A 20,370-nucleotide genomic window follows, 5' to 3' on the forward strand; every position below is an offset into this window, starting at 1 on the left:
GCGGATGAGCGAGCTGATCGTGGTGCGGTCGGGGCCCGACGTCGCTTCGAACCACCCGTCCGGACGCGCGGGTTCGCTGTCCGCACCCACGAGCCCGCCGGGACCCTTCGCCTATCACTGTGGTTGACGGGCGTCAACGATATGTCATACTTGCGGCACCCCTGGTGGGGCCCCTCGAGAGAACGGGCCTCGGTGTGGCCGGCGACCGCCGGGTGCACGGGCGGGAGCGATGGGAGAGACCAACGTGAGGATCAAGAGGTTCGCTGCGGCAGGCACCGCGTTGGCGCTGCTGCTCACGGCGTGCGGGACCGGAGATGACGACACCGACCCTGGTGCCGCACCGGGCGACGACACCACCGAGACCGACGACACCGACGACACCACCGACGAAGCGCCGGAGGCCGACGGGGACCCGCTCCGCGTCGGCGTCGTGATCATGACCAGCGGCGTGTACGCCCAGCTCGGCGAGGACACCATCGACGGGATGGAGCTGTACCTCTCGACGGTCGGGAACCAGGCGGCGAACCGTCCGATCGAGCTGCTGATCGAGGACGAGACCGCGGACACCGGGACGGCGCTCGAGCGCACCCGCCGGCTGGTCGAGGCCGAGGAGGTCGACATCCTCTCCGGGCTGATCAGCACCGGCTCGGCGTACGCGGTCGCCGACTTCGTCGAGCAGTCCGAGGTCCCGTTCGTGGTCGCGAACGCGGGCGGCGACGACCTCGCCCGCGGGGCGCGCAGCGACTACATCGTCCGCACCTCGTTCTCGAACTGGCAGAACAACTACGCCGTCGGCGAGTGGTACTACGACAACGTCGGCGAGACCGTCGCGTTGATCGCCTCCGACTACGCCGCCGGTCAGGAGCACATGAACGGCTTCCGGGAGAGCTTCGAAGCTGCGGGTGGCGAGGTCGTCGACGAGGTCTTCACGCCGCTCGGGTCCACGGACTTCAGCTCGGCGCTCGGCCGTCTCGGGAACTCGGGTGCCGACGGGCTGTACGGCTTCCTCGCAGGCACCGACGGGCTGATCTTCGTGCGGGAGTACGACGAGTCCGGGCTGCGTGACTCGATGCCCCTGGTCGCCTCCGGCTTCATGGTCGAAGAGGATGTGCTCGCCGAGATCGGTGAGGCGGCCCTCGGGGTGCGCAGCGGCCTGCACTGGGCCTACGACCTCGACCACCCGGAGAACCAGGAGTTCGTCCAGATGTGGGAGGAGGAGTACGGCCGTGCGCCGAGCGTGTACGCCGTCCAGGGCTGGGACACCGCCCGCACCATCGTGGAGGCCATCGAGGCGCTCGGCGGTGACACCGCCGACGGGGCGGCGGTGATCGACGCGATGCTCGAGGTCGAGTTCGACTCGCCGCGGGGCCCGTTCCGCATCGACCCCGAGACCCACAACGTCGTCCACAACGTCTACCTTCGTGAGGTGGTCGACATGGACGGCGAGATCCACAACACCATGGTCGCCGACCTCGGCGAGTTCGCGGATCCTGGAGAGTAGGTCGCGTGACTGACCGGCCGGTGGTCCGCCGCTGACGCGGCGGACCACCGCGTACGACCTCCAGCGGAGCTGCAGTGAGCCTCTACCTGAGCCAGTTCCTGCACGCGTGGGCCTACGCGTCCATCCTCTACCTGCTGGCCGTCGGCCTCTCGCTGACGTTCGGTGTCGGTCGGGTGCTCAACCTGGCCCACGGCGGCTTCTACATGTTCGGCGGCTACCTCGGGTACTCGGTGATCCAGCGGTTCGACAACTTCTGGCTGGCTCTGCTGATCGCACCCCTCGGTGCGATGGCCGTCGCCCTGGTGGCCGAGCGGCTCATCATGCGCCGCTTCTACGGCCACGGGATGGAGCTGCACCAGATCCTGCTGACCTTCGGCCTGGCCTTCGTGATCTCCGACGCGATCCGCGAGTACTGGGGCGCGCGGATCCTCACCGTCGGCGCCCCGGAGCTCCTGCGCGGGACCGTCGACTTCGGACTGTTCATCTTCCCGCGGTACCGGCTGTTCGTCATCGGGGTCGGCATCGTCATCGCCTTCGCGCTGTGGGGGCTGATCAGGTACTCCGATGCCGGCGTGAAGATCCGGGCGGCAGCGGCGGACGGGCAGATCGCCGAGACCCTCGGCGTGCACACCACCCGCGTGCTCGCGCTGACGTTCGTCGCCGGCGTGGGGCTGGCGGCGTTCGGTGGGGTCATCGCCTCGCCGATGTTGGCGCTCGCCCAGGGCGTCGACTTCCAGATGCTGATCATGGCCTTGATCGTGGTCGTGATCGCCGGGCTCGGGAAGCTCGAGACCGTCTACTGGGCGGCGCTGATCGTGGCGCTCGTCGACATCTTCGGCCGCCTGTTCGTCCCCCGGGCGGCCATCTTCCTCGTCTTCTCGCTGATGGCGCTCGTCCTCGCCTTCCGTCCGACGGGGTTGTTCACCTCGAGGAGTGCCTAGCTGATGACCACCGACGCGCTCAGCGAGACCACGACCGGCCTCACGGCCCCTCCACCGCGCCGGTCCGGTGCGCCGAACTGGGTGCGCCCGACGGTGCTCACCCTGCTGGTGGTCGTGGTCGCCGTCGTGCCGATCCTCCAGGGCGGTTTCACGCTCTACCTCGCCACGGAGTCCATCGTGAGGGCCATCGCCGCGGTCGGGCTGGCGCTGCTGATCGCCCACGCCGGGCTGCTCTCCCTCGGGCACGCGGCCTTCTTCGGCCTGGCTGGCTACGGGGTCGCGTTCACCACGATGCACCTGACCGCAAACCCGCTCCTGACGTTGACCATCCCGGTGGTGCTCGCGGTGCTGTACGCGGCGATCACCGGACCGCTCGCTCTCCGCAGTCACGGCATCTTCTTCGTGATGCTCACGCTCGCCTTCGCACAGGTGCTCTACGCGGTGGCGGAGCAGTGGATCGAGGTGACGCGCGGCTCCGACGGGATCGCCGGGATCCCGCGTCCCGACTGGGTCTCCGGACGCGAGACCTTCTACCTCTTCGCGGTCGCGCTGCTCGTCCTCGTCATCTTCCTCGGGAACCGGCTCGCGTACGCGCCGATCGGCCGCATCGTGGCCGCAGCCCGGCAGAACGAGCTCAAGACCAAGGCCATCGGCTACCCGATCTTCGCCTACCGCTACGTGGTGTTCCTCGCGTCCGCGGCCATCACCGGGCTCGGTGGCGCGATGCACGTCCACCACCGCGGGTTCGTCTCGCCGCGTGAGCTGTTCTGGGTCACGTCCGGGATCCTGGTGTTGATGGTCCTGCTCGGTGGCGGGCGCAGCCTGCTGGGCGCGGCCATCGGCGCCGTCGCCTTCGTGCAGCTCGAGTCGTTCTTCACCGACATCACCGAGCTGTGGGAGATGATGGTCGGTCTGCTGCTCATCGGCACGGTGCTGACCAACTACGGGCGCTCGATCCAGGCAGCGGGCGGTGCCCTCTGGCGACGGCTCCGTCCAGACGGTGCGTCCGCAGCGACCGCGGAGGGGACGTAGATGCCGCCGCTGCTGCAGCTCGAGGACGTCTCCAAGCACTTCGCCGGGGTCGTCGCCCTCGACGGCGTGCACCTCGACCTCGAGGCCGGGGAACGCCACGCCATCATCGGGCCGAACGGCGCCGGCAAGTCGACCATGCTCAAGGTCATCAGCTCCGAGCTCGAGGCGACCCGGGGCACCGTCACCTTCGACGGGGGCGACATCACGCGCTACGGCCCCGCGAGGATCGCCCGCCTCGGCATCAGCCGTACGTTCCAGACGAGCGGGTTCTTCGCCGAGGATCTCGTCGTCGACAACGTCATGCTCGCCAAGCTCGCTCGCGCCGGGAAAGGACGTTGGCAGGCGTGGCGGTCGCTGGGGCGCATCGATGGCCTGCGCGACGCGGCCGTGGCCAAGCTCGAGCTCGTCGGACTGGCCCACCGGGCCGACGACCCGGCCGACTCGCTCTCGCACGGCGAGCACCGTCAGCTCGAGATCGCCATGGCGCTCGCGCAGGAGCCGGCGGTGCTGCTCGCCGACGAGCCGCTCGCCGGCCTCGCACAGGCGGAGCGAGAGCGCATCGCGGCGCTCCTACGGAGCCTCGACGAGCGCCTGACGATGATCATCGTCGAGCACGACCTCGAGTTCGCCCTCGGGATCGCCGACACGACGACGGTCCTCCACCTCGGCAAGGTCCTCTCGCAGGGCTCGCCCGCGGAGGTACGCGAGGACCCGGAGGTCGAGCGCATCTACACCGGCGGCCGCAGCCTCGACGAGGTCAAGCGGGACGTGACCGTCGCGACGCAGCCGCACCTGCGTGTCACCGACCTGCGCGCCGGCTACGGGCAGGCGGTGGTGCTGCACGGCGTGGACCTCGAGGTCCGACAGGGTGAGGTCGTCGGCCTGCTCGGCCGGAACGGGATGGGCAAGTCGACGACGCTCAACGCGCTCATGGGGCTGGTCGAGCCGACGGCTGGGCGGATCGAGATCGGTGGTGATGACCTGACCCACGCCTCGACGCTCCAGCGCTCACGGTCGGGGGTCGGACTGGTCCCGCAGGGTCGCCGGATCCTCGCCGACCTCACCGTCGAGGAGCAGCTCGAGATCGGGGCGAGGCCAGGCAGTTGGACGCTCGAGCGGATGTACGAGCTGTTCCCCAACCTCGCCGACCGTCGCCGCCTGATCGGCACCCACCTCAGCGGTGGCGAGCAGCAGATGCTGGCGCTCGGGCGGGTGCTCATGCGCAACCCCGGCCTCATCCTCCTCGATGAGCCGAGCGAGGGACTCTCGCCGCTGATGGTGACGGTCGTGCGGGATGCGCTGCTCAGGCTCAGCGAGGAGGGCGAGACGGTCCTCCTCGCCGAACAGAACGTGCCGATGGCGCTATCGGTGGCGGACCGGATCTACGTCATCGACCAGGGCCACATCGTCTGGGAGGGTCAGCCGGCGGCGCTGCGCGACGATCCCGAGCGGTTGCGCGAGATCCTCGGCGTTTGATTGGGCACCCGCGGTTCCGCGCCGTCTATTGCGTTCTGACTCACGGTCGTCGTATACTTCGTTAGATAAGGGAACTCTGAGCGGGAGCGGCAGCGTGCTCGATGGGTGTGTCGAATGGCCGGCTGAGCTGCAGGAACGCTACCAACAGGCGGACCTTTGGCGAGGTGACACGCTCGGCGGGCTGCTCCGGTTCTGGGCTGTATCGAACGCGAACCGGACGGCCATCGTCTGTGATGACCGACGTCTCACGTACGCCGAGCTCGACCGTACGGTCGACCGAGCGGCGCTCGGCTTCCGTGCCCTCGGGCTGGAGCGGGGTGATCGGGTGGTGCTGCACCTGCCCAACGTGCCCGAGTTCCTCGTGGCGGCGTTCGCGCTCTTCCGCCTCGGGATGGTCCCGGTGTTCGCCCTCCCGGCCCACCGCGAGCACGAGATCGGCTACTTCTGCGACCACGCTGGGGCGGTCGCGTACGTGGGGGCGGTCGGGCCGAAGGCCTTCGACCCGCGGCGGCTCGGCGACCGGTTGGCGGATCCCGCCCGACCGCTGCGCTCCGTGGTGGTCGTCGGTGCGGACGACGCGGCGCGGGAGGCCGGCTTCGTGCCGTTCGAGCGTCTCCTCGCCGAACCGTCCGCAGCCGCGGACGCGGCCGGCGACCTCGACGCCGGTGCGCCCGACCCGTCCGAGGTCGCCTTCTTCCTGCTGTCGGGCGGGACCACGGGGCTGCCGAAGCTGATCCCCCGGACCCACGACGACTACAGCTACAACGTCCGGTGCGCGGCGGACGTGTGCGGGTTCACCCGGGACACCGTCTACCTCGTCGCGCTGCCGATCTCGCACAACTTCCCGTTCGGCTGCCCCGGCGCGCTCGCCGCTCTGTCCGTCGGGGGTCGGGTCGTGCTGACCTCCGATCCCGCTCCGGCGGCGGTCTTCCCGCTGATCGAACGCGAGGGCGTCACGGTCACGGCGCTGGTGCCCGCGCTGGCGTTGCGGTGGGTCGAGGACGCAGCGCAGATCGACGCCGACCTCTCGTCCCTCGAGGTGCTCCAGGTCGGCGGGGCCAAGCTCGTGCCCGAACTCGCGCGACGCATCGGCCCGGCGCTCGGCTGTGCGGTCCAGCAGGTGTTCGGCATGGCCGAGGGGCTGCTCAACTTCACCCGGCTCGACGACCCCGACGAGATCACGTTCACCACCCAGGGCCGGCCCATGTCCCCCGCCGACGAGGTGGCGGTGGTCGACGAGCACGGCGACCCGGTGGCCCCCGGCGAACCGGGCGAGCTGATCACGCAGGGCCCCTACACGCTGCGCGGTTACTACCGGGCCGAGGAGCACAACGCGCGGGCCTTCACGCCCGCCGGCTGGTACCGCAGCGGCGACATCGTCCGCCAGGATGCGGACGGCAACCTCGTCGTCGAGGGCCGTGCCAAGGACCTCATCAACCGCGGCGGCGAGAAGATCTCCGCCGAGGAGGTCGAGGACCTGCTCCTCGCCCACCCGGCCGTGCGCAACGTCGCCGCCGTCGCGATGCCCGACCGAGTCCTCGGCGAGCGGACCTGCGTCTACGTGATCGTGAGAGACGGGCACACGCTGGCGCTCGAGGACCTCACGGGCGAGCTCGAGCGGCGCGGGGTGGCCAAGTACAAGTGGCCGGAGCGGCTCGAGGTGGTCGACGAGCTGCCGACCACCAACGTCGGCAAGATCGACAAGCGCGCGCTCCGGGAGGACGTCCTCCGCAGGCTGGAGGCCGCCACCGCCCCGTGAGGCGTTCTGCCCATCAGAACAGCACGTTCCGCGGGAGAGCACCAGCCGTACCGTGATCTCGGTGGCCCGAGCGCCACGGATCCCCCGAACATCAGGAGAGGCCGATGTCGCCGATCGAGTCAGCCGTGAAGCTCGAGGTGGTGGATGCGCCCGGGCAGCCCCACCCGACCCCGGAGCTCGCGGAGCTCTACCGCGGCCTCGAGGTCGAGTCGCTCGTGCCGCTGTGGACCGAGATCGGTGACCTCATGCCCGGGGCGCCGGACTCGAGCGCCGTCGCCCACCTCTGGCGCTGGAAGCACCTCCTCGCGCTCGCGGAGCGGACCGGCGACCTCGTCCCGGTCGGTCGCGGCGGCGAGCGCCGGGTGCTGGCGCTGGCGAACCCGGGGCTCGGCGGACGGCCGTTCGCCACCCCGACCCTGTGGGCCGCGATCCAGTACCTCAAGCCGTTCGAGGACGCGCCGGTCCACCGCCACACCCAGCACGCCTTCCGTTTCGTGGTCGAAGGGGAGGGGGTGTGGACGGTGGTCAACGGCGACCCGGTCGCGATGCGGCGCGGCGACTTCCTCCCACAAGCGGGGTGGAACTGGCACGGGCACCACAACGTCAGCTCCGAGCCGATGGCGTGGATCGACGGTCTGGACATCCCCTTCGCCCGCCACGTCGAGTCGACCTTCTTCGAGTTCGGTCCCGACGAGATCGAGCAGCGTGAGAGCCCCGAACGGTCGCGGTCGGAACGCCTCTGGGCCCACCCCGGGCTGCGGCCGTTGACCCAGCTCGGGCCCGCCGCTGCCACGCCGCTGCTCGCCTACCGGTGGGAGCACACCGACCGGGCCCTCGACGAGCAGTTGGCCCTGGAGGCGGAGGGGTACACGGCCACGCTCGAACCGGGACACGCTGCGATCCGGTACGTGAACCCGACCAGCGGCGGCGACGTCATGCGCACGCTGCGGGCGGAGTTCCACCGGTTGGCCCCCGACACGCGCACGGCGACCCGCCGGGAGGTGGGCTCGTCGGTGTTCCAGGTCTTCGACGGCGGCGGCACCGTCGACGTGGGTGGCCGCCGCTGGGACGTCGAGCGTGGCGATCTCTTCGTCGTGCCGTCCTGGCAGCCGTTCGCGGCCGAGACGGCCGAGGGCCTCGACCTGTTCCGGTTCTCCGACGCACCGATCATCGAACGCCTCGACCTCGATCGGGTCGAGGTCGAAGGGACCACACCGTGAAGCTCGCCACCATCCGCACCTCCCACGGCACCCGCGCCGTCCGCGTCGAAGAGGAGGGGTACGTCGACCTCGGGGCTGCCGACGTCGGCGAACTGCTCGCGCTCGACGACTGGTCGGACCGCGCGTCGGCGGACGGGGACCGGGTCCAGGGCGATCTCGCCCCGGTCGTGCCCCGTCCCGGCAAGATCATCTGCGTCGGCCTGAACTACGCGCCGCACATCCGCGAGATGGGACGTGAGCTCCCCGAGCACCCGACGCTGTTCGCGAAGTTCACCGAGGCGCTGATCGGTCCTCACGACCCGGTCCAGCTCCCGGCGGTGTCGGAGGCGCTCGACTGGGAGGCCGAGCTCGCGCTCGTCATCGGCCGGCCGGTCCGTCACGCCGACGAGGAGGCGGCGTCGGCGGCCATCGCGGGCTTCACCGTCTGCAACGACGTCACCATCCGTGACTGGCAGTACCGCACGAAGCAGTGGCTGCAGGGCAAGACCTTCGAGGCCACGACGCCGCTGGGCCCGTTCCTGGTCACGCCCGACGAGCTGCCGGGCGGCACTCGACCCGAGCTCGCCATCCGCACCATCGTGGGAGGCGAGAAGATGCAGGAGGCCGACACCTCCGAGCTGGTCTTCGATCCGGTCGCGCTCGTCACCTACGCCTCGACCATCCTGACCCTCCAGCCCGGCGACGTCATCATCACCGGGACCCCCGGCGGTGTCGGGCACGCCCGGAAGCCCCCGCGGTACCTGCGCGACGGCGACGTCCTGGTGACGGAGATCGACGGGCTCGGACGCTGCGAGAACCCGGTGGTCCGCGCGTGACGACCGGTCGCGACCGGCACGCGACGCGACGGTGGATGGACGAGGCCACCGCGACCTTCCTCGCGGCCGTCGACGAGCTCCCCGAGGCCGCCTGGGAGCAGCCGACCGCGCTGCCAGGGTGGCGGGCCCGCGAGATCGTCGCGCACGTGCACCTCAACGCCGAGGCGCTCCGCAACCTCGTGACGTGGGCGACCACCGGGGTCGAGACGCCGATGTACGCCAGCAGCAGCCAGCGCGACGCCGACATCGAGCGGACCGCGGGCCTGTCCCCGACGGAGCTCCGGGAGCTGGTCGGGCGGTCGGCCGAGGCGCTCGCCAGGGACCTCGACGCGATGTCCGGCGAGGCCTGGGAACGGTCCGTCGTCACCGCGCAGGGCCGGACCGTCCCAGCGAGCGAGATCCTGTGGATGCGGTCACGTGAGGTCGCGGTCCACGCGATCGACCTCCCGGCGGGGGCGCAGTTCGAGGACCTCCCCGACGAGCTGGTGGTCGCGCTCGTCCACGACGTGGTCGCGCTCAGGTTGCGGCGCGGCGAGGCGCCGACGCTGGCGGCGTGGCTCACCGGCCGAGGGACCAGCGGGGAGCAGCTCGGCCCCTGGATCTGACCCCGACCGCATCTTCGGACGCCGTCCGTCGTGGGGTGACCGGAGTCCACGTGGACATGGACAGGCGCCGCGTCAGCCCGAGCGGTGGGCGCGTGTGAGCTCGTCGGCGATGCGGTCGGCGGTGACACGCAGGGCTCGCACCCAGCTCGGGATCCGGCCGCGCTCGAAACGGCCCGTGGGTGAGGCGATGGACACGGCGGCTGGTGCGACGCCCGCGGGAGCCGGGACGAGCACTCCCACGGCGGACAGCCCCGTCTCGGTCTGCTGGTCGTTGATGGCGTAGCCGCGCCGGCGGACCTGCTCGAGCTCGACGAGGAGGGCCTCGAGCTCGACGCCCGCCACCCCGGCGTAGACCGCGGCGAGCTCCTCCTCGGCGAGCGTGGCGAGCAGGACCTTCCCGCCGGAGGTCCGGTGGGCCGGCAGCGACGCACCGGTGCGGTCCCCCGACCGGAGGGCCCGGTCGGCCTGCACGGTCAGGATGAAGTGCACGGCCGTGCCGGACAGGATCGTCAGGTTGACGGTCTCGTCGACCTCGTCGACCAGGGCCTCGAGGTGACGGCGAGCGAGCTGCCGCAGGGTGACGACGGAGGCGGCGGCGTGTGGTGTGCGGTGCAGCACGGGCCCCGGGTGGTAGCGCCGGTCGGGCCCCTGGTCGGCGAACCCGCGGTAGACGAGCATGGCGAGCAACCGGTGCGCCTTCGACGGCGAGACGCCGAGCGCCACGGCCGCGTCCCGGACGCCCAGTGCCCCCTCGCGCTGCAGCAGCAGGACGAGCCGCAACGCGTGGTCGACGGAGGTGATGGGGTAGTCCGGGACCGGTCTGGCGGCCCCGTCAGCAGCCACGGAGCGCCTCCTCAGTGGCCACGGAAGGCCTCCTCGAGCCACCACGATCCGCGAGGGCTGGCGACCTTGGCATCGATCAGGAGTGGACGGTCGCGCCAGCCGTCGACCCACCGTTCCACCGGCTCGAGGTCGTCGGTCCGGCGGACGGTGACGGCGTCCAGGCCGTAGCCGCGGGCGATGGCGGCGTGGTCGGTCGGGGGGAAGACCACCGTGTCGAGACGTGCGTCCGCCCCGAAGTGGTGGACCTCGGCGCCGTACCCACTGTCGTCGTACACGACGACCACCGCGGGCAACGCCAACCGTGCGAGCGTCTCGAGCTCGCTGGCGGCCATCGTCAGCCCGCCATCGCCGACGGCGATGACCGGCACCCGGTCCGGTTGTGCGAGCGCGGCGCCGATGCCCGTCGCGAGGCCGAGCCCGATCGACTGGAAGGCCTGCGTGAAGCAGAACCCGCGCTCGTCCGGCACGTCGAGGAACATGCTCGGGTAGCCCATGAAGTTGCCGGAGTCGACCGCGACGACCCGTTCGGTCGGGAGGAGGTCGTCGAGCGCGATCGTCAGCGTCCGCGGGTCGATGTGGTGCGCGTCGCCCCAGTCCTCGTAGGGCTCGTCGCGCCAGCGCCTCCCCGCGTCGAGCCGCTCGGCGACCTCGGGTTGCCGGTAGCCCTGGCCGGCCGGGTCGCCACCGCGGTCGGCGAGGGTGGCGGCGACCGCCTGCGCGGTCAGCCCCGTGTCGGCGACCACGCCGAGCGCGATGGGACGGTGTCGGCCGAGCGCGTCACGATCGAGGTCGACCTGCACGAGCGTGGCGTCGGGCGCCAGCAGCCGGCCGTGGCGGGTGGTCCACATGTTCAGCCCGCAACCGAAGGCGACCACCACGTCGGCGCCGCGGATCAGGTCCGCCGCGGTTGGCGTCGAGAAGCCGCCCGCGACGTCGAGGTCCCACTGGTCGCCCTGGAACAGCCCCTTGGCCACGGCGGAGGTGGCGAGGAGCGCGCCGCACGCTGCCGCGAGGTCCCGCAGCTCGGGACCGGCGTGCCGCGCCCCCCGACCCGCGATCAGGACCGGCCGGCGGGCGTCGGCGAGGATGGTCGTCAGCTCGTCCACCGCGTCGGCGGAGGGGGCCGGCAGCGTCGACGGACGACGCACCGCAGCGGCCGTCGCCTCGTCGGGGACCGCGGCCGCCTGGACGTCGAGGGGCAGGCCCAGCAGGACGGTCCGGCGCTCCTCCTGCGCACAACGGTACGCCTCAACGGTCTCGCGGACCGCGGTCGCCCCGCTGGTGACCCGCATCGGGACGGCGCCGACCGCCGTCGCCAGCGCCGGCTGATCGATGCGGAAGTTGGAGGCGATCGCGCCAGCGGCGGTCTCGCCGGCCAGGACCAGGAGGGGCGTTCGGCTCTTGGCGGCCTCCGTGATGCCGGTGAGGGCGTTGGTCAGCCCACACCCCTGGTGGAGGCTCAGCGCCGCCACCGTCCCGCTCAGCCGGGCGTAGGCGTCAGCCATCGTCGCGGCACCGCCCTCGTGACGGGCCGCGACGTAGCGAGCGCCGGCCTCGAGCATGGCGTTCGTCACGTGGAAGTTGCCGCTGCCGACCACCCCGAAGACCTGCTCGACGCCGAGGTCGACCACGGTCCGGCCGACGACCTCCGCCACGCTGGCGGCCATCAGCGTTCGACCAGCGCCAGCACGCGTGACGGGCTGCCCGACCCGCCGACGATGGGGAGGGGCGCCGCGAGCACCACGGCGCCCGTCGGCGGCAACAGACCGACGTTCTGCAGCTGCGTCAGGCCGTACTTGCCGGCACCGAGCAGGAACGCGTGGCACGGGAACGGCGGATCGAAGGCGTGGCCCGCGCCCGCGTCGGTACCGACGGTCTCGACCCCGATCCCGAGCAGGTCGGTCTCTTCGGCCAGGTAGCGCGCGCACTCGACCGACATGCCGGGCGTGTGCGGGCCGGTGTCGTCGGCGTTCGCGAACGCCTCGGGGTCGTCGCTGCGGGCGTCCCAGCCGGTGCGGTACAGCAGCCATCCGCCGGCAGGCAGGGGACCGTGCTCGTCCTGCCACGCCTCGAGGTCCGCCACCTCGAGGAGGTAGTCGGGGTCCGCCGTGGCCTGTGCGACGCGGTCGACGACCACCGCCGGGCCGACGAGCCGACGGGGTGCCACCTGCGAGACGTCGTCGCCGTCCTGCCCGGTGACCCAGTGGACCGGCGCGTCGAAGTGGGTGCCGGTGTGCTCACCGGTCGTGAAGTTGTTCCAGTACCAGGCCGGGCCGCGGTCGTCGTAGCGGCTGATCTCGTGGAGCTGGAACGGTTCGGTCTGCCCGAACGCCTCCGGCAGCGCCAGGATCGGCGTGCCCCGGTGCAGCGGCGCGGTGAGGTCGATCACCTCGATGCTGCCGCTCGTGAGCCCCTCCAGCAGATCCTGCAGCGTTCCCACGCTGGCCTCCCTCGCCCGTCGCCGGTGTCGCCTCCGCGAGGGGGCGGCCGGTCGTCAGCTCGCCTCCTCCCGCAACCGGAAGCGTTGCAGCTTGCCGGTCTGCGTGCGTGGTAGTTCGTCGCGGAACTCGATCCTCCGCGGGTACTTGTACGGGGCGATCGTGGCCTTCACGTGGTCCTGGAGCTGTTGCGCGAGCTCGTCGCTGCCCTCGATCCCCTCGCGGGGCACGACGTAGGCCTTGACGAGCTGTCCGCGCTGTTCATCGGGGACCCCGATCACCGCGACCTCGGCCACCGCGTCGTGGGCGAGCAGGGCGTCCTCGACCTCGGGGCCGGCGATGTTGTAGCCGGCCGAGATGATCAGGTCGTCGGCGCGCGCCTGGTACCAGAAGTAGCCGTCCTCGTCCCGCACGAAGGCGTCGCCGGTGAGGTTCCAGCCGTCCTGCACGTAGGAACGCTGCCGAGGGTCGTCGAGGTAGTGGCACCCGGTCGGCCCACGGACCGCGAGCCGCCCGAGCTCGCCGGGCGGGGTCTCGGCACCGGCGTCGTCGAGGATGGTCGCCTCGTAGCCGGGGACGGGCCGGCCGGTGGAGCCCGGTCGGATGTCGTCACCCGCTGCGGCGATGAAGATGTGGAGCATCTCGGTCGACCCGATGCCGTCGATGAGCTTGACCCCGGTGCGCTCGTGGAACGCCTGCCAGGTCGACTCGGGCAGGGTCTCGCCGGCGGACACCCCGCACCGCAGGGACGACAGGTCGAGGTCGTCGAGCTGCAGCATCGCCCGGTAGGCGGTGGGGGAGGTGCCACACACGGTGGCGCGGTGGGCCGCGATCGCTTCCGCCAGCACCGGCGGCGGACCCTGCTCGAGCAGCAGCGTCGAGGCGCCGGCACGCAGTGGGAACACCAGCAGCTGACCGAGCCCGTACGTGAAGGCGAGCGGTGGCGTGCCGGTGAACACGTCCTCGGGCGTGGGTTGGATCAGGTTCGCCGAGAAGGTGTCGGCGATCGCGAGCACGTCCCGGTGGCGGTGCGCGCAGCCCTTGGGCTCGCCGGTGGTCCCCGACGTGAACGCGATCAGCGCGATGTCGGTCGCCCTCGTCGGCACCGCGTCGAACGGGGCGCGGTCCGTCGCACGTGCGGTCAGGTCGTCTGGACCCTCGCCGCCGTAGGGCACCACCGTGAGGTCGGTGTCCGTAGCGACCAGGTCGTCGAGGAAGCGGTGGTCGCACAGGGCGAGCACGGGCTGCGACTTGGCGAGTACCGGTCGCAGCTCCGCGGGACGCAGCAGCGGCATCGTCGCCACCACGATGCCACCGGCCTTCAGGACGGCGAGCCAGCACGCGGCCAGCCAGACGTCGTTCGGCCCCCGCAGCAGGACCCGGTTGCCGGGCTGCACCCCGTGGTCGTCCACCAGCACACGCGCGATGGCGTCGACGCGCGCCCGTGTCTGTTCGTACGTCCAGGTCTCCGTCGGCGTGCGAAGACAGGGACGGTCGCCGCCGTGGCGGGCGATCGTGCCGTCGAGCAGCTCGGCGGCGCAGTTGAGCTCGGCCGGGTAGTCGAGCACGTGGTCGAGCAGGACCGGCCTGGCTTCGGGCGCCGGTAGCCGGTCGCTGACGAAGGTGTCGATGTAGGCGGTGCGGTCGGTCATGGGTGGCTGCCTCCCTGCGCCGAGCGGCTGCTCCCAACCAGGTCCGCCAGCGCGTGCAGTTGCTCGAGCACGGGCACCGTCGGGAACAGCAGCAGCTGGTCGCAGCCGGCGTCCTCGTAGGCCTGGACGTACTCGCGGATCTCGAGGGGACTGGTCAGCAGCCCGTCGGCGATCCGGGGCGCGAACGCGCCGGTGAACGCGTAGTAGTCGAGCAGGTAGTCGCGACCGGCCGTGGCGGCGTCCCCCAGCGCGTAGTACGCCATGGACCGGATCTGCGGTTCGCCGACGCGGCCGGCGTCGGCCCACGCGGCCCGCACCTCGGCGACCTCGCGCTCGAACACCCGTGGTGGGCTGCCGTTGTGGATCCAGCCGTCCGCGAGCTGCGCGACCCGCGAGAACGAGGATCCCGCACCGCCGCCCACCAGGACCGGGGGCGCACCGGGGTGCCCCGGTGCGCTCACGGCCCCCTCGTCGAGGACCGAACGCATCGCCGCCAGCTGCTCGGTCAGGCGGTCGCCCCTGCCGGCCTTCGCGAACTCCGACCGGTCGTAGTCGTCGCCGCGCGCGCCGATGGACATCCCGATCGTCAGCCGCCCGGGTGCCAGCGCGTGCAACGACACCACCTGCTTGGCCAGCGTGCTCGTCTCGCGCAGGGGCGAGATGAGGATGCAGGTCAACAGCTCGATGCGTTCGGTCACCGCTGCGGCCGCCGCGAGGGCGACCATCGGTTCGATGGTCTCGTAGACGACGCGATCGAGGGTGGCGAGCGCCGCGAACGGACCGCGGTCGGCGTCGCGCGCCCAGGCCGTCAGCAGCTCGGGTGGGCAGCCGGGGACCGCGGTGGGGAGTCCGACGCCGAGCTGCATGGGGTCCTCCTGTGTCGGATGGTGGGCGCGGTTCAGCACCGCGTCAAGGCGGGCACGTGCGCCTCGGTCATCAGCCAGGCGGGGCTGGGCAGCAGCGGGAGGCCGAGCACGCAGGCGTCGGCGCGCCCCGCCATCAGGACGTGGTTGACGTCGCCGATGGTCGGCAGGTGCCCGGAGGTGATGACCGGGCCACCAGCCTCGTTGCGCACCAGGTCGCTCCACCGGCTGTTGAACCCCGTGCCGTACTCAGGACGGGAACGGGGCGTGGTCTGGCCGGCGACCACGTGCAGCAGGTCGGCGCCGTGGGCACGCAGCTCGCGCGCGATCGTGCGTGCGTCGTCGGCGGTCAGCCCCCGTGGCTGCAGGTCGCTCGCGGAGAAAACGACCGACAGCAGCCGATCCTCGGGCCACACCGCACGGACGGCGTCGAGTACCTCGAGCGGGAACCGCAGCCGGCCGTGAACGTCTCCGCCGTAGGCGTCGTCGCGCCGGTTGGTGAGCGGGGAGAGGAAGCTGGCGAGCAGCTCGCCGTGGGCAGCGTGCAGCTCGAGCGCGTCGATGCCGGCGCGTGCGGCGCGCTCGGCGGCCGCCATGAACGCGTCGCGGATCGCCACCATGCCCGGCTCGTCCAACGCGGTCGCCGGCTGCCCGACGGGGCTGTAGGTGCTGTCCGAGGCGGCCACCAGCGGCCACGCCCTCGGTGGCGGGAGCGGCAGGTCGCTGCCGGCGGTACGCGGCGCGGCGGCTCCGCGAGGGCCGGCGTGGCGCACGCGCAACCCGAGCCGCGCGTCCGGCGCCGTCTCGCGGAACGCGTCGACCGCCTGCCGCCACGTCGTCTCGTGGTCGTCGTCGTACAGACCGGCGTCGGTGGGGGTCCGCCGCGCGTCCGCGCCGACGGCCACCCCGTCGACCAGCACCAGGCCAGCGCCGGCCCGAGCGCTCTGCTGCAGCTCGGTGAGCAGCTCGCGGCTCGGGCGGCCGTCCGTGCCGGCGGGCTCGGCGCGGATCAGCAGGGCCAGGCGGTTGGGCAGCGTGACCCGCCCGACGGGCAGCGCGGTGAACGCGGGTGGCGGTGGGGCGAGCAGTGAGCCTGCCTCGGCGCCCGACGCGTGGCCGGCGAACCAGCGGTCGAGCTGGTGGACGAGCTCGGGATCGCGTCGCCGCGTGTTCTCGTAGTCCACGCGCGAGCTGCGGGTCAACAGGCTGTAGGTGAACTGCGGCGGCTCGAAGCCCCAGTAGCGGCGGTAGCGGGCGAACCAGTCCAGGCTCTCGGCCGCGGCGCGCTGGATGCCGTCCGCGGAGGGCTTGCGGGCGCTCTCGTAGGCCTTGAGCGCCGCCTCGAGGTCCGGTTCGGTGGCGAGCGCGTCCGCCAGGGCGATGGCGTCCTCGAGCGCCAGCTTCGTCCCCGAACCGATCGAGAAGTGGGCCGTGTGCGCGGCGTCCCCGAGCAGCACGACGTTGCGGTGGTGCCAGGTGGCGTTGCGGACCGTGGTCCAGTCGAGCCACTTCGAGTTGTTGGCGACGAGCCCGTGCCCGTCGAGGTGATCGGCGAACAGCTCCTGCAGCCGCGTGATCGACGCGTGGTCCGACTCGCCGGGTGCCAGCGAGGCCGGGTCGATGGCGTCGAGTCCGGCCGCGCGCCACGTGTCTTCGGTGCACTCGACGATGAAGGTCGAGAGGTCCTCGCTGAAGGGGTAGATGTGGGCCTGGAAGGTGCCCGCCTCGGCGGCCTCGAAGATGAAGGTGAAGGCGTCGAACCGCTGGGTGGTGCCGAGCCAGATGAACTTCGACCCCTCGCGGGTCAGCTGCGGGCAGAACACGTCCTCGAAGCGGCGGCGGACCAGCGAGTTGATGCCGTCGGCGCCGAGCACGAGGTCCGCCTCGTCGAGGTGGGCGTCGAGCTCGTCCACCTCGGTGTGGAACCGCAGGTCGACCCCGACCTCCTTCGCGCGCTCCTGCAGGATGCGCAGCAGACGGTGGCGCGAGATGGCGGCGAAGCGGTTGCCGTGGGCGCGGATGTGCTGCCCGCCGTAGCGCACCTCCACCGGGTCCCACCGGGCGCTCGCGTCCCAGAGGCGCTGGAAGCTGTCGGCGTCGGCGGCCTCGAGCTCGCGGAGCGTCGCGGCCGAGAAGACCACCCCGAAGCCGAAGGTGTCGTCCGGGGCGTTGCGTTCCAGGACCGTGACCTCGTGCGACGGGTCGGCGAGCTTGAGCAGGAGCGCGGCGTACAGGCCGCCAGGTCCTCCGCCGATGGACGTGACCCGCATCCGAGCGCTCTCCCGCGTCGCGACGTCGGCGCCGGCTCCCGACGGCGGCCGCCGATGCCGAAGGTATCAGCTCCGTCACGGTCGTAAAGAGATTGATAGACTCGGCGGCGAGCGGGAGGACAGCGTGGCGAGCGGTTCGGCGGGCGGTGCAGCGGTGGGAACGACGGACGACGCGCCCTGGGAGGAGCGCGTCGGGCAGCTGCGTGAGCTGGCTCGGGCGAGGCTCAGGCCCGTCGCCGACGCCGGTACCCACGGGCGTGTGGACCGGGCGCTGGTGGCCGAGCTCGCGGCGAGCGGACTGACCGGCCGTCTCTACCCGCGCGAGCTCGGAGGCGCCGCGACGCAGCGCGTGGCGGCCACCGAGCTGTGCCTGATCCGGGAGGCGCTCGCGAGCGAGTGCCCGGTCGCCGAGACGACCCTGGCCGTCCAGGGGCTCGGTTCCTACCCGATCCTCCAGTCGGGCCCACCGGATCTCGCGCAGCGCTGGATCCCCGAGGTCGCGGCCGGGCGGGCCGTGGCCGCCTTCGCCCTGACCGAGCCGGGCGCCGGCAGCGACGCCGCGGCGCTCGAGTTGGCGGCCGAGGTCGACGGGGCCGGCTACCGGCTGACGGGCGAGAAGATGTGGATCTCGCACGCGCCGGACGCTGACGTCTACACCGTCTTCGCCCGGACGACCCGGGACGCCGGTGCGCGGGGCGTGACCGCCTTCGCGGTCCCGGGCGACGCGGACGGGTTGTCGGGCAGCGCGCTCGACCTGCTCGCGCCGCACGCGATCGGCCGGCTCACGTTCGACGGGGTGCGGGTCGGTGCCGACCAGGTCCTCGGCGAGGTCGACGCGGGCTTCCGCGTCGCGATGGCGACGCTCGACCGCTTCCGGCCGAGCGTCGGTGCGGCCGCGGTCGGGTTGGCGCAGGCGGCGTTCGAGGTCGCCCGCGACCACGCCGACGCGCGCGAGGCCTTCGGCCAGCCCCTGCGCGGCTTCCAGGCCATCTCGCACCGGCTGGCCGACATGGCCACGTCGATCCAAGCGGCGCGGCTGCTCGTCCGCGATGCGGCCTGGCTCCACGACGAGGGCGCCCGGCCGACGCGCAGCGCCGCCATGGCGAAGCTGTTCGCGACCGAGATGGCCCAGCAGGTGATCGACGGGGCCGTGCAGGTGCTCGGCGCCCGGGGCCTCGAGCGCGGCCACCTCCTCGAGGGGCTCTACCGCGAGGTGCGGGCCCTGCGCATCTACGAGGGCACCTCGGAGATCCAGCGGACCATCATCGCGCGGGAGCTGTACCGGGATGGGTGAGCATCCTCGAGGGGCCCGTCAGGCGGTCGTGGTCGGCGGGTCCCGTGGCATCGGTCGGGCGATCGTGCGGCGGCTGGTCACCGACGGTCTCGACGTGCTCGCCACCGGTCGGTCGCCGGACGCGCTCGGGGCGCTGCGCGGGGGCCTCGTCGACGACGGGCTGTCGGTCCGCACCGCCGTGGTCGACGCGACCGACGAGGAGGCCACCGCCGCGCTCGCCGAGGCCGAGCCGGAGGTTGACGTGCTCGTCTACAACGCGGGTACCTCGAGCGCCGCGCCGCTGCAGCGGACGAGCGTCGACGTCTGGCGCCGCGAGGTCGACGTCAACGCCACGGGCGCGTTCCTCGCGCTGCGGGCCTTCGTGCCCGGCATGGTCGCCCGTGGCCACGGCCGCGCGGTCGTCGTCGCCTCGACCGCCGGGCTGTCGGGCAGCCCCTACGTCAGCGCCTACGCGGCCGCGAAGCACGCCGCCGTCGGCCTGGTGCGCGCGGTCGCGGCTGAGGTCGCCGGCCGCGGGGTCACCGTCAACGCGGTGTGCCCCCACTTCGTGCGCACCGACATGACCGCGGCCACCCTCGAACGGATCGAGGCGGCCACCGGCCGGGACGCCGACGAGGCGCGGGCCGAGCTCGAACGCAGCTCCCGGCTCGGGCGGCTGCTCGAACCCGACGAGGTGGCCGACGCGGTCGCCTACCTCGTCTCCGACCTGACCGTGGCGGTCAACGGCCACGCGCTCGTGCTCGACGGAGGAGGACACTGGTGACCCGTTTCCGCGCCTCGGCGCCGTTCACGGCCGACTGGCAGCACTTCCGCTTCGAGGTGCACGAGGGGGTGGGCGTGCTCACCTTCGACCGACCGGACCGGTTGAACGCGCTGACCCTGGACGTCTACGCCGACCTCCGCGATCTTCTGGCCGAGCTCGAGCACCGCGACGACGTGCACGCGCTCGTGCTGACCGGCGAGGGCCGCGGGTTCTGCTCGGGTGGCGACGTCGAGGACATCATCGGTGAGCTGCTCGACCACGGCGACAACCGGCGCGTCACCGACTTCACCCGGATGACGGGCGCGGTGGTCCGCAACCTCCGCGAGCTGCCCATCCCGGTGATCGCCGCGATCAACGGCACCACCGCCGGCGCGGGCGCCGTCATCGCGCTGGCCGCCGACCTGCGGATCATGGCCCGGCCGGCGGCGTGGCACTTCCTGTTCACCAAGGTCGGGCTCGCGGGCGCCGACATGGGGTGCGCCTACCTCCTGCCGCGCGTGATCGGTTTCGGTCGGGCGATGGAGCTGCTGCTGTTCGGTGACCGGCTCGATGCCGAGACTGCCGAGCGCTACGGGCTGGTCAACCGGGTCGTCGAACCCGACGAGGTCCTCCCCGAGGCCCTCGCGTGGGCGCGGCGCCTCGCCGACGGGCCGACCTTCGCGATCGCGGCGACCAAGAAGCTGCTGACCCGCGAGCAGGACGTGGACCTGTCGAGCGCCATCGAGCTCGAGGCCTTCACCCAGGCGTTCCTGATGCGTAGCGAGGACCACGCCGAGTTCCTGGCCGCGAACCGCGAGCGTCGCGACCCGACCTGGACCGGCCGGTGACCACCGCGCCGTGCTGGGATGCCCCGCCACGATGATGTCCCGGACCACCCAGACGACGCTGACGACGGCCG

Annotated in this window: 17 protein-coding genes; 11 read left to right on the forward strand and 6 right to left on the reverse strand. The window is 72.2% G+C overall.

Features of this window, described 5'->3' with window-relative positions:
- Positions 1-244 precede the first annotated feature (244 nt).
- The 8 genes from NITAL_RS09240 (at position 245) to NITAL_RS09275 (ending at position 9,349) form a co-directional block, all read left to right on the forward strand.
- Positions 245-1,501: an ABC transporter substrate-binding protein gene (locus NITAL_RS09240; protein WP_169786800.1), complete on the forward strand. Its 1,257-nt coding sequence runs from the start codon at positions 245-247 to the stop codon at positions 1,499-1,501.
- A gap of 74 nt (positions 1,502-1,575) precedes the next feature.
- Positions 1,576-2,442 (forward strand): branched-chain amino acid ABC transporter permease, encoded by an 867-nt coding sequence (locus NITAL_RS09245; RefSeq protein ID WP_052665981.1) that lies wholly within the window; start codon positions 1,576-1,578, stop codon positions 2,440-2,442.
- 3 nt (positions 2,443-2,445) lie between these two features.
- Entirely contained in the window at positions 2,446-3,474 is a 1,029-nt protein-coding gene (locus NITAL_RS09250) for a branched-chain amino acid ABC transporter permease (protein WP_052665982.1), read from the forward strand.
- Positions 3,475-4,950 (forward strand): ATP-binding cassette domain-containing protein, encoded by a 1,476-nt coding sequence (locus NITAL_RS09255; protein ID WP_052665983.1) that lies wholly within the window; start codon positions 3,475-3,477, stop codon positions 4,948-4,950. It begins immediately after the preceding gene.
- 94 nt (positions 4,951-5,044) lie between these two features.
- Positions 5,045-6,709: a (2,3-dihydroxybenzoyl)adenylate synthase gene (locus tag NITAL_RS09260; RefSeq protein WP_157041732.1), complete on the forward strand. Its 1,665-nt coding sequence runs from the start codon at positions 5,045-5,047 to the stop codon at positions 6,707-6,709.
- 104 nt (positions 6,710-6,813) lie between these two features.
- Positions 6,814-7,929 carry a cupin domain-containing protein gene (locus NITAL_RS09265; RefSeq protein ID WP_052665984.1) on the forward strand — a complete coding sequence of 372 codons (1,116 nt, stop codon included), beginning with the start codon at positions 6,814-6,816 and terminating at the stop codon, positions 7,927-7,929.
- Entirely contained in the window at positions 7,926-8,744 is an 819-nt protein-coding gene (locus NITAL_RS09270) for a fumarylacetoacetate hydrolase family protein (RefSeq protein WP_052665985.1), read from the forward strand. The genes NITAL_RS09265 and NITAL_RS09270 overlap by 4 nt, the downstream gene beginning before the upstream one ends.
- On the forward strand, positions 8,741-9,349 hold the full coding sequence (locus NITAL_RS09275) for a maleylpyruvate isomerase family mycothiol-dependent enzyme (protein WP_211262306.1): 609 nt from the start codon (positions 8,741-8,743) through the stop codon (positions 9,347-9,349). The genes NITAL_RS09270 and NITAL_RS09275 overlap by 4 nt, the downstream gene beginning before the upstream one ends.
- 72 nt (positions 9,350-9,421) lie before the next feature.
- Here NITAL_RS09275 and NITAL_RS09280 read toward each other — a convergent pair whose 3' ends face one another.
- The 6 genes from NITAL_RS09280 to NITAL_RS09305 are packed head-to-tail and all read right to left on the reverse strand — an operon-like array spanning position 9,422 to position 17,415.
- Entirely contained in the window at positions 9,422-10,192 is a 771-nt protein-coding gene (locus tag NITAL_RS09280) for an IclR family transcriptional regulator (protein ID WP_052665986.1), read from the reverse strand.
- 11 nt (positions 10,193-10,203) lie between these two features.
- Entirely contained in the window at positions 10,204-11,859 is a 1,656-nt protein-coding gene (locus NITAL_RS09285; protein ID WP_052665987.1) for a thiamine pyrophosphate-binding protein, read from the reverse strand.
- Positions 11,859-12,632, reverse strand: coding sequence for a cyclase family protein (locus tag NITAL_RS09290; protein WP_052665988.1), 774 nt, complete (start codon positions 12,630-12,632; stop codon positions 11,859-11,861). Before NITAL_RS09290 ends, NITAL_RS09285 begins: the two co-directional genes overlap by 1 nt.
- Positions 12,633-12,686: 54 nt before the next feature.
- Positions 12,687-14,282 carry an AMP-binding protein gene (locus NITAL_RS09295; protein ID WP_052665989.1) on the reverse strand — a complete coding sequence of 532 codons (1,596 nt, stop codon included), beginning with the start codon at positions 14,280-14,282 and terminating at the stop codon, positions 12,687-12,689.
- The gene (locus tag NITAL_RS09300) at positions 14,279-15,148 is read right to left on the reverse strand and encodes an LLM class flavin-dependent oxidoreductase (RefSeq protein WP_052665990.1); all 870 of its coding nucleotides are present in this window, start codon (positions 15,146-15,148) and stop codon (positions 14,279-14,281) included. The genes NITAL_RS09295 and NITAL_RS09300 overlap by 4 nt, the downstream gene beginning before the upstream one ends.
- A 32-nt stretch (positions 15,149-15,180) precedes the next feature.
- Positions 15,181-17,415, reverse strand: a complete 2,235-nt coding sequence (locus tag NITAL_RS09305) for an oxidoreductase (RefSeq protein ID WP_052665991.1) — start codon at positions 17,413-17,415, stop codon at positions 15,181-15,183.
- A 154-nt stretch (positions 17,416-17,569) separates the two neighbouring features.
- On the opposite strand from NITAL_RS09305, the gene NITAL_RS09310 reads away from it, so the two are divergent.
- The 3 genes from NITAL_RS09310 to NITAL_RS09320 are packed head-to-tail and all read left to right on the forward strand — an operon-like array spanning position 17,570 to position 20,299.
- Complete coding sequence (locus NITAL_RS09310; protein ID WP_052665992.1) at positions 17,570-18,709, forward strand: acyl-CoA dehydrogenase family protein; 1,140 nt, start codon at positions 17,570-17,572, stop codon at positions 18,707-18,709.
- Positions 18,702-19,472 (forward strand): SDR family NAD(P)-dependent oxidoreductase, encoded by a 771-nt coding sequence (locus NITAL_RS09315; protein WP_052665993.1) that lies wholly within the window; start codon positions 18,702-18,704, stop codon positions 19,470-19,472. The genes NITAL_RS09310 and NITAL_RS09315 overlap by 8 nt, the downstream gene beginning before the upstream one ends.
- Positions 19,469-20,299: an enoyl-CoA hydratase family protein gene (locus NITAL_RS09320; RefSeq protein ID WP_052665994.1), complete on the forward strand. Its 831-nt coding sequence runs from the start codon at positions 19,469-19,471 to the stop codon at positions 20,297-20,299. The genes NITAL_RS09315 and NITAL_RS09320 overlap by 4 nt, the downstream gene beginning before the upstream one ends.
- Positions 20,300-20,370 lie beyond the last annotated feature (71 nt).

The organism is Nitriliruptor alkaliphilus DSM 45188, from assembly GCF_000969705.1.
Classification (GTDB): Bacteria; Actinomycetota; Nitriliruptoria; order Nitriliruptorales; family Nitriliruptoraceae; genus Nitriliruptor; species Nitriliruptor alkaliphilus.

Bases quoted from the DNA above. Each gene is read 5' to 3' on its own strand.
- NITAL_RS09255 (WP_052665983.1), top strand. From the start codon at position 3,475: ATGCCGCCGCTGCTGCAGCTCGAGGACGTCTCCAAGCACTTCGCCGGG.
- NITAL_RS09300 (WP_052665990.1), bottom strand. From the start codon at position 15,148: ATGCAGCTCGGCGTCGGACTCCCCACCGCGGTCCCCGGCTGCCCACCC.
- NITAL_RS09250 (WP_052665982.1), top strand. From the start codon at position 2,446: ATGACCACCGACGCGCTCAGCGAGACCACGACCGGCCTCACGGCCCCT.
- NITAL_RS09285 (WP_052665987.1), bottom strand. From the start codon at position 11,859: ATGGCCGCCAGCGTGGCGGAGGTCGTCGGCCGGACCGTGGTCGACCTC.
- NITAL_RS09305 (WP_052665991.1), bottom strand. From the start codon at position 17,415: ATGCGGGTCACGTCCATCGGCGGAGGACCTGGCGGCCTGTACGCCGCG.
- NITAL_RS09265 (WP_052665984.1), top strand. From the start codon at position 6,814: ATGTCGCCGATCGAGTCAGCCGTGAAGCTCGAGGTGGTGGATGCGCCC.
- NITAL_RS09315 (WP_052665993.1), top strand. From the start codon at position 18,702: ATGGGTGAGCATCCTCGAGGGGCCCGTCAGGCGGTCGTGGTCGGCGGG.
- NITAL_RS09295 (WP_052665989.1), bottom strand. From the start codon at position 14,282: ATGACCGACCGCACCGCCTACATCGACACCTTCGTCAGCGACCGGCTA.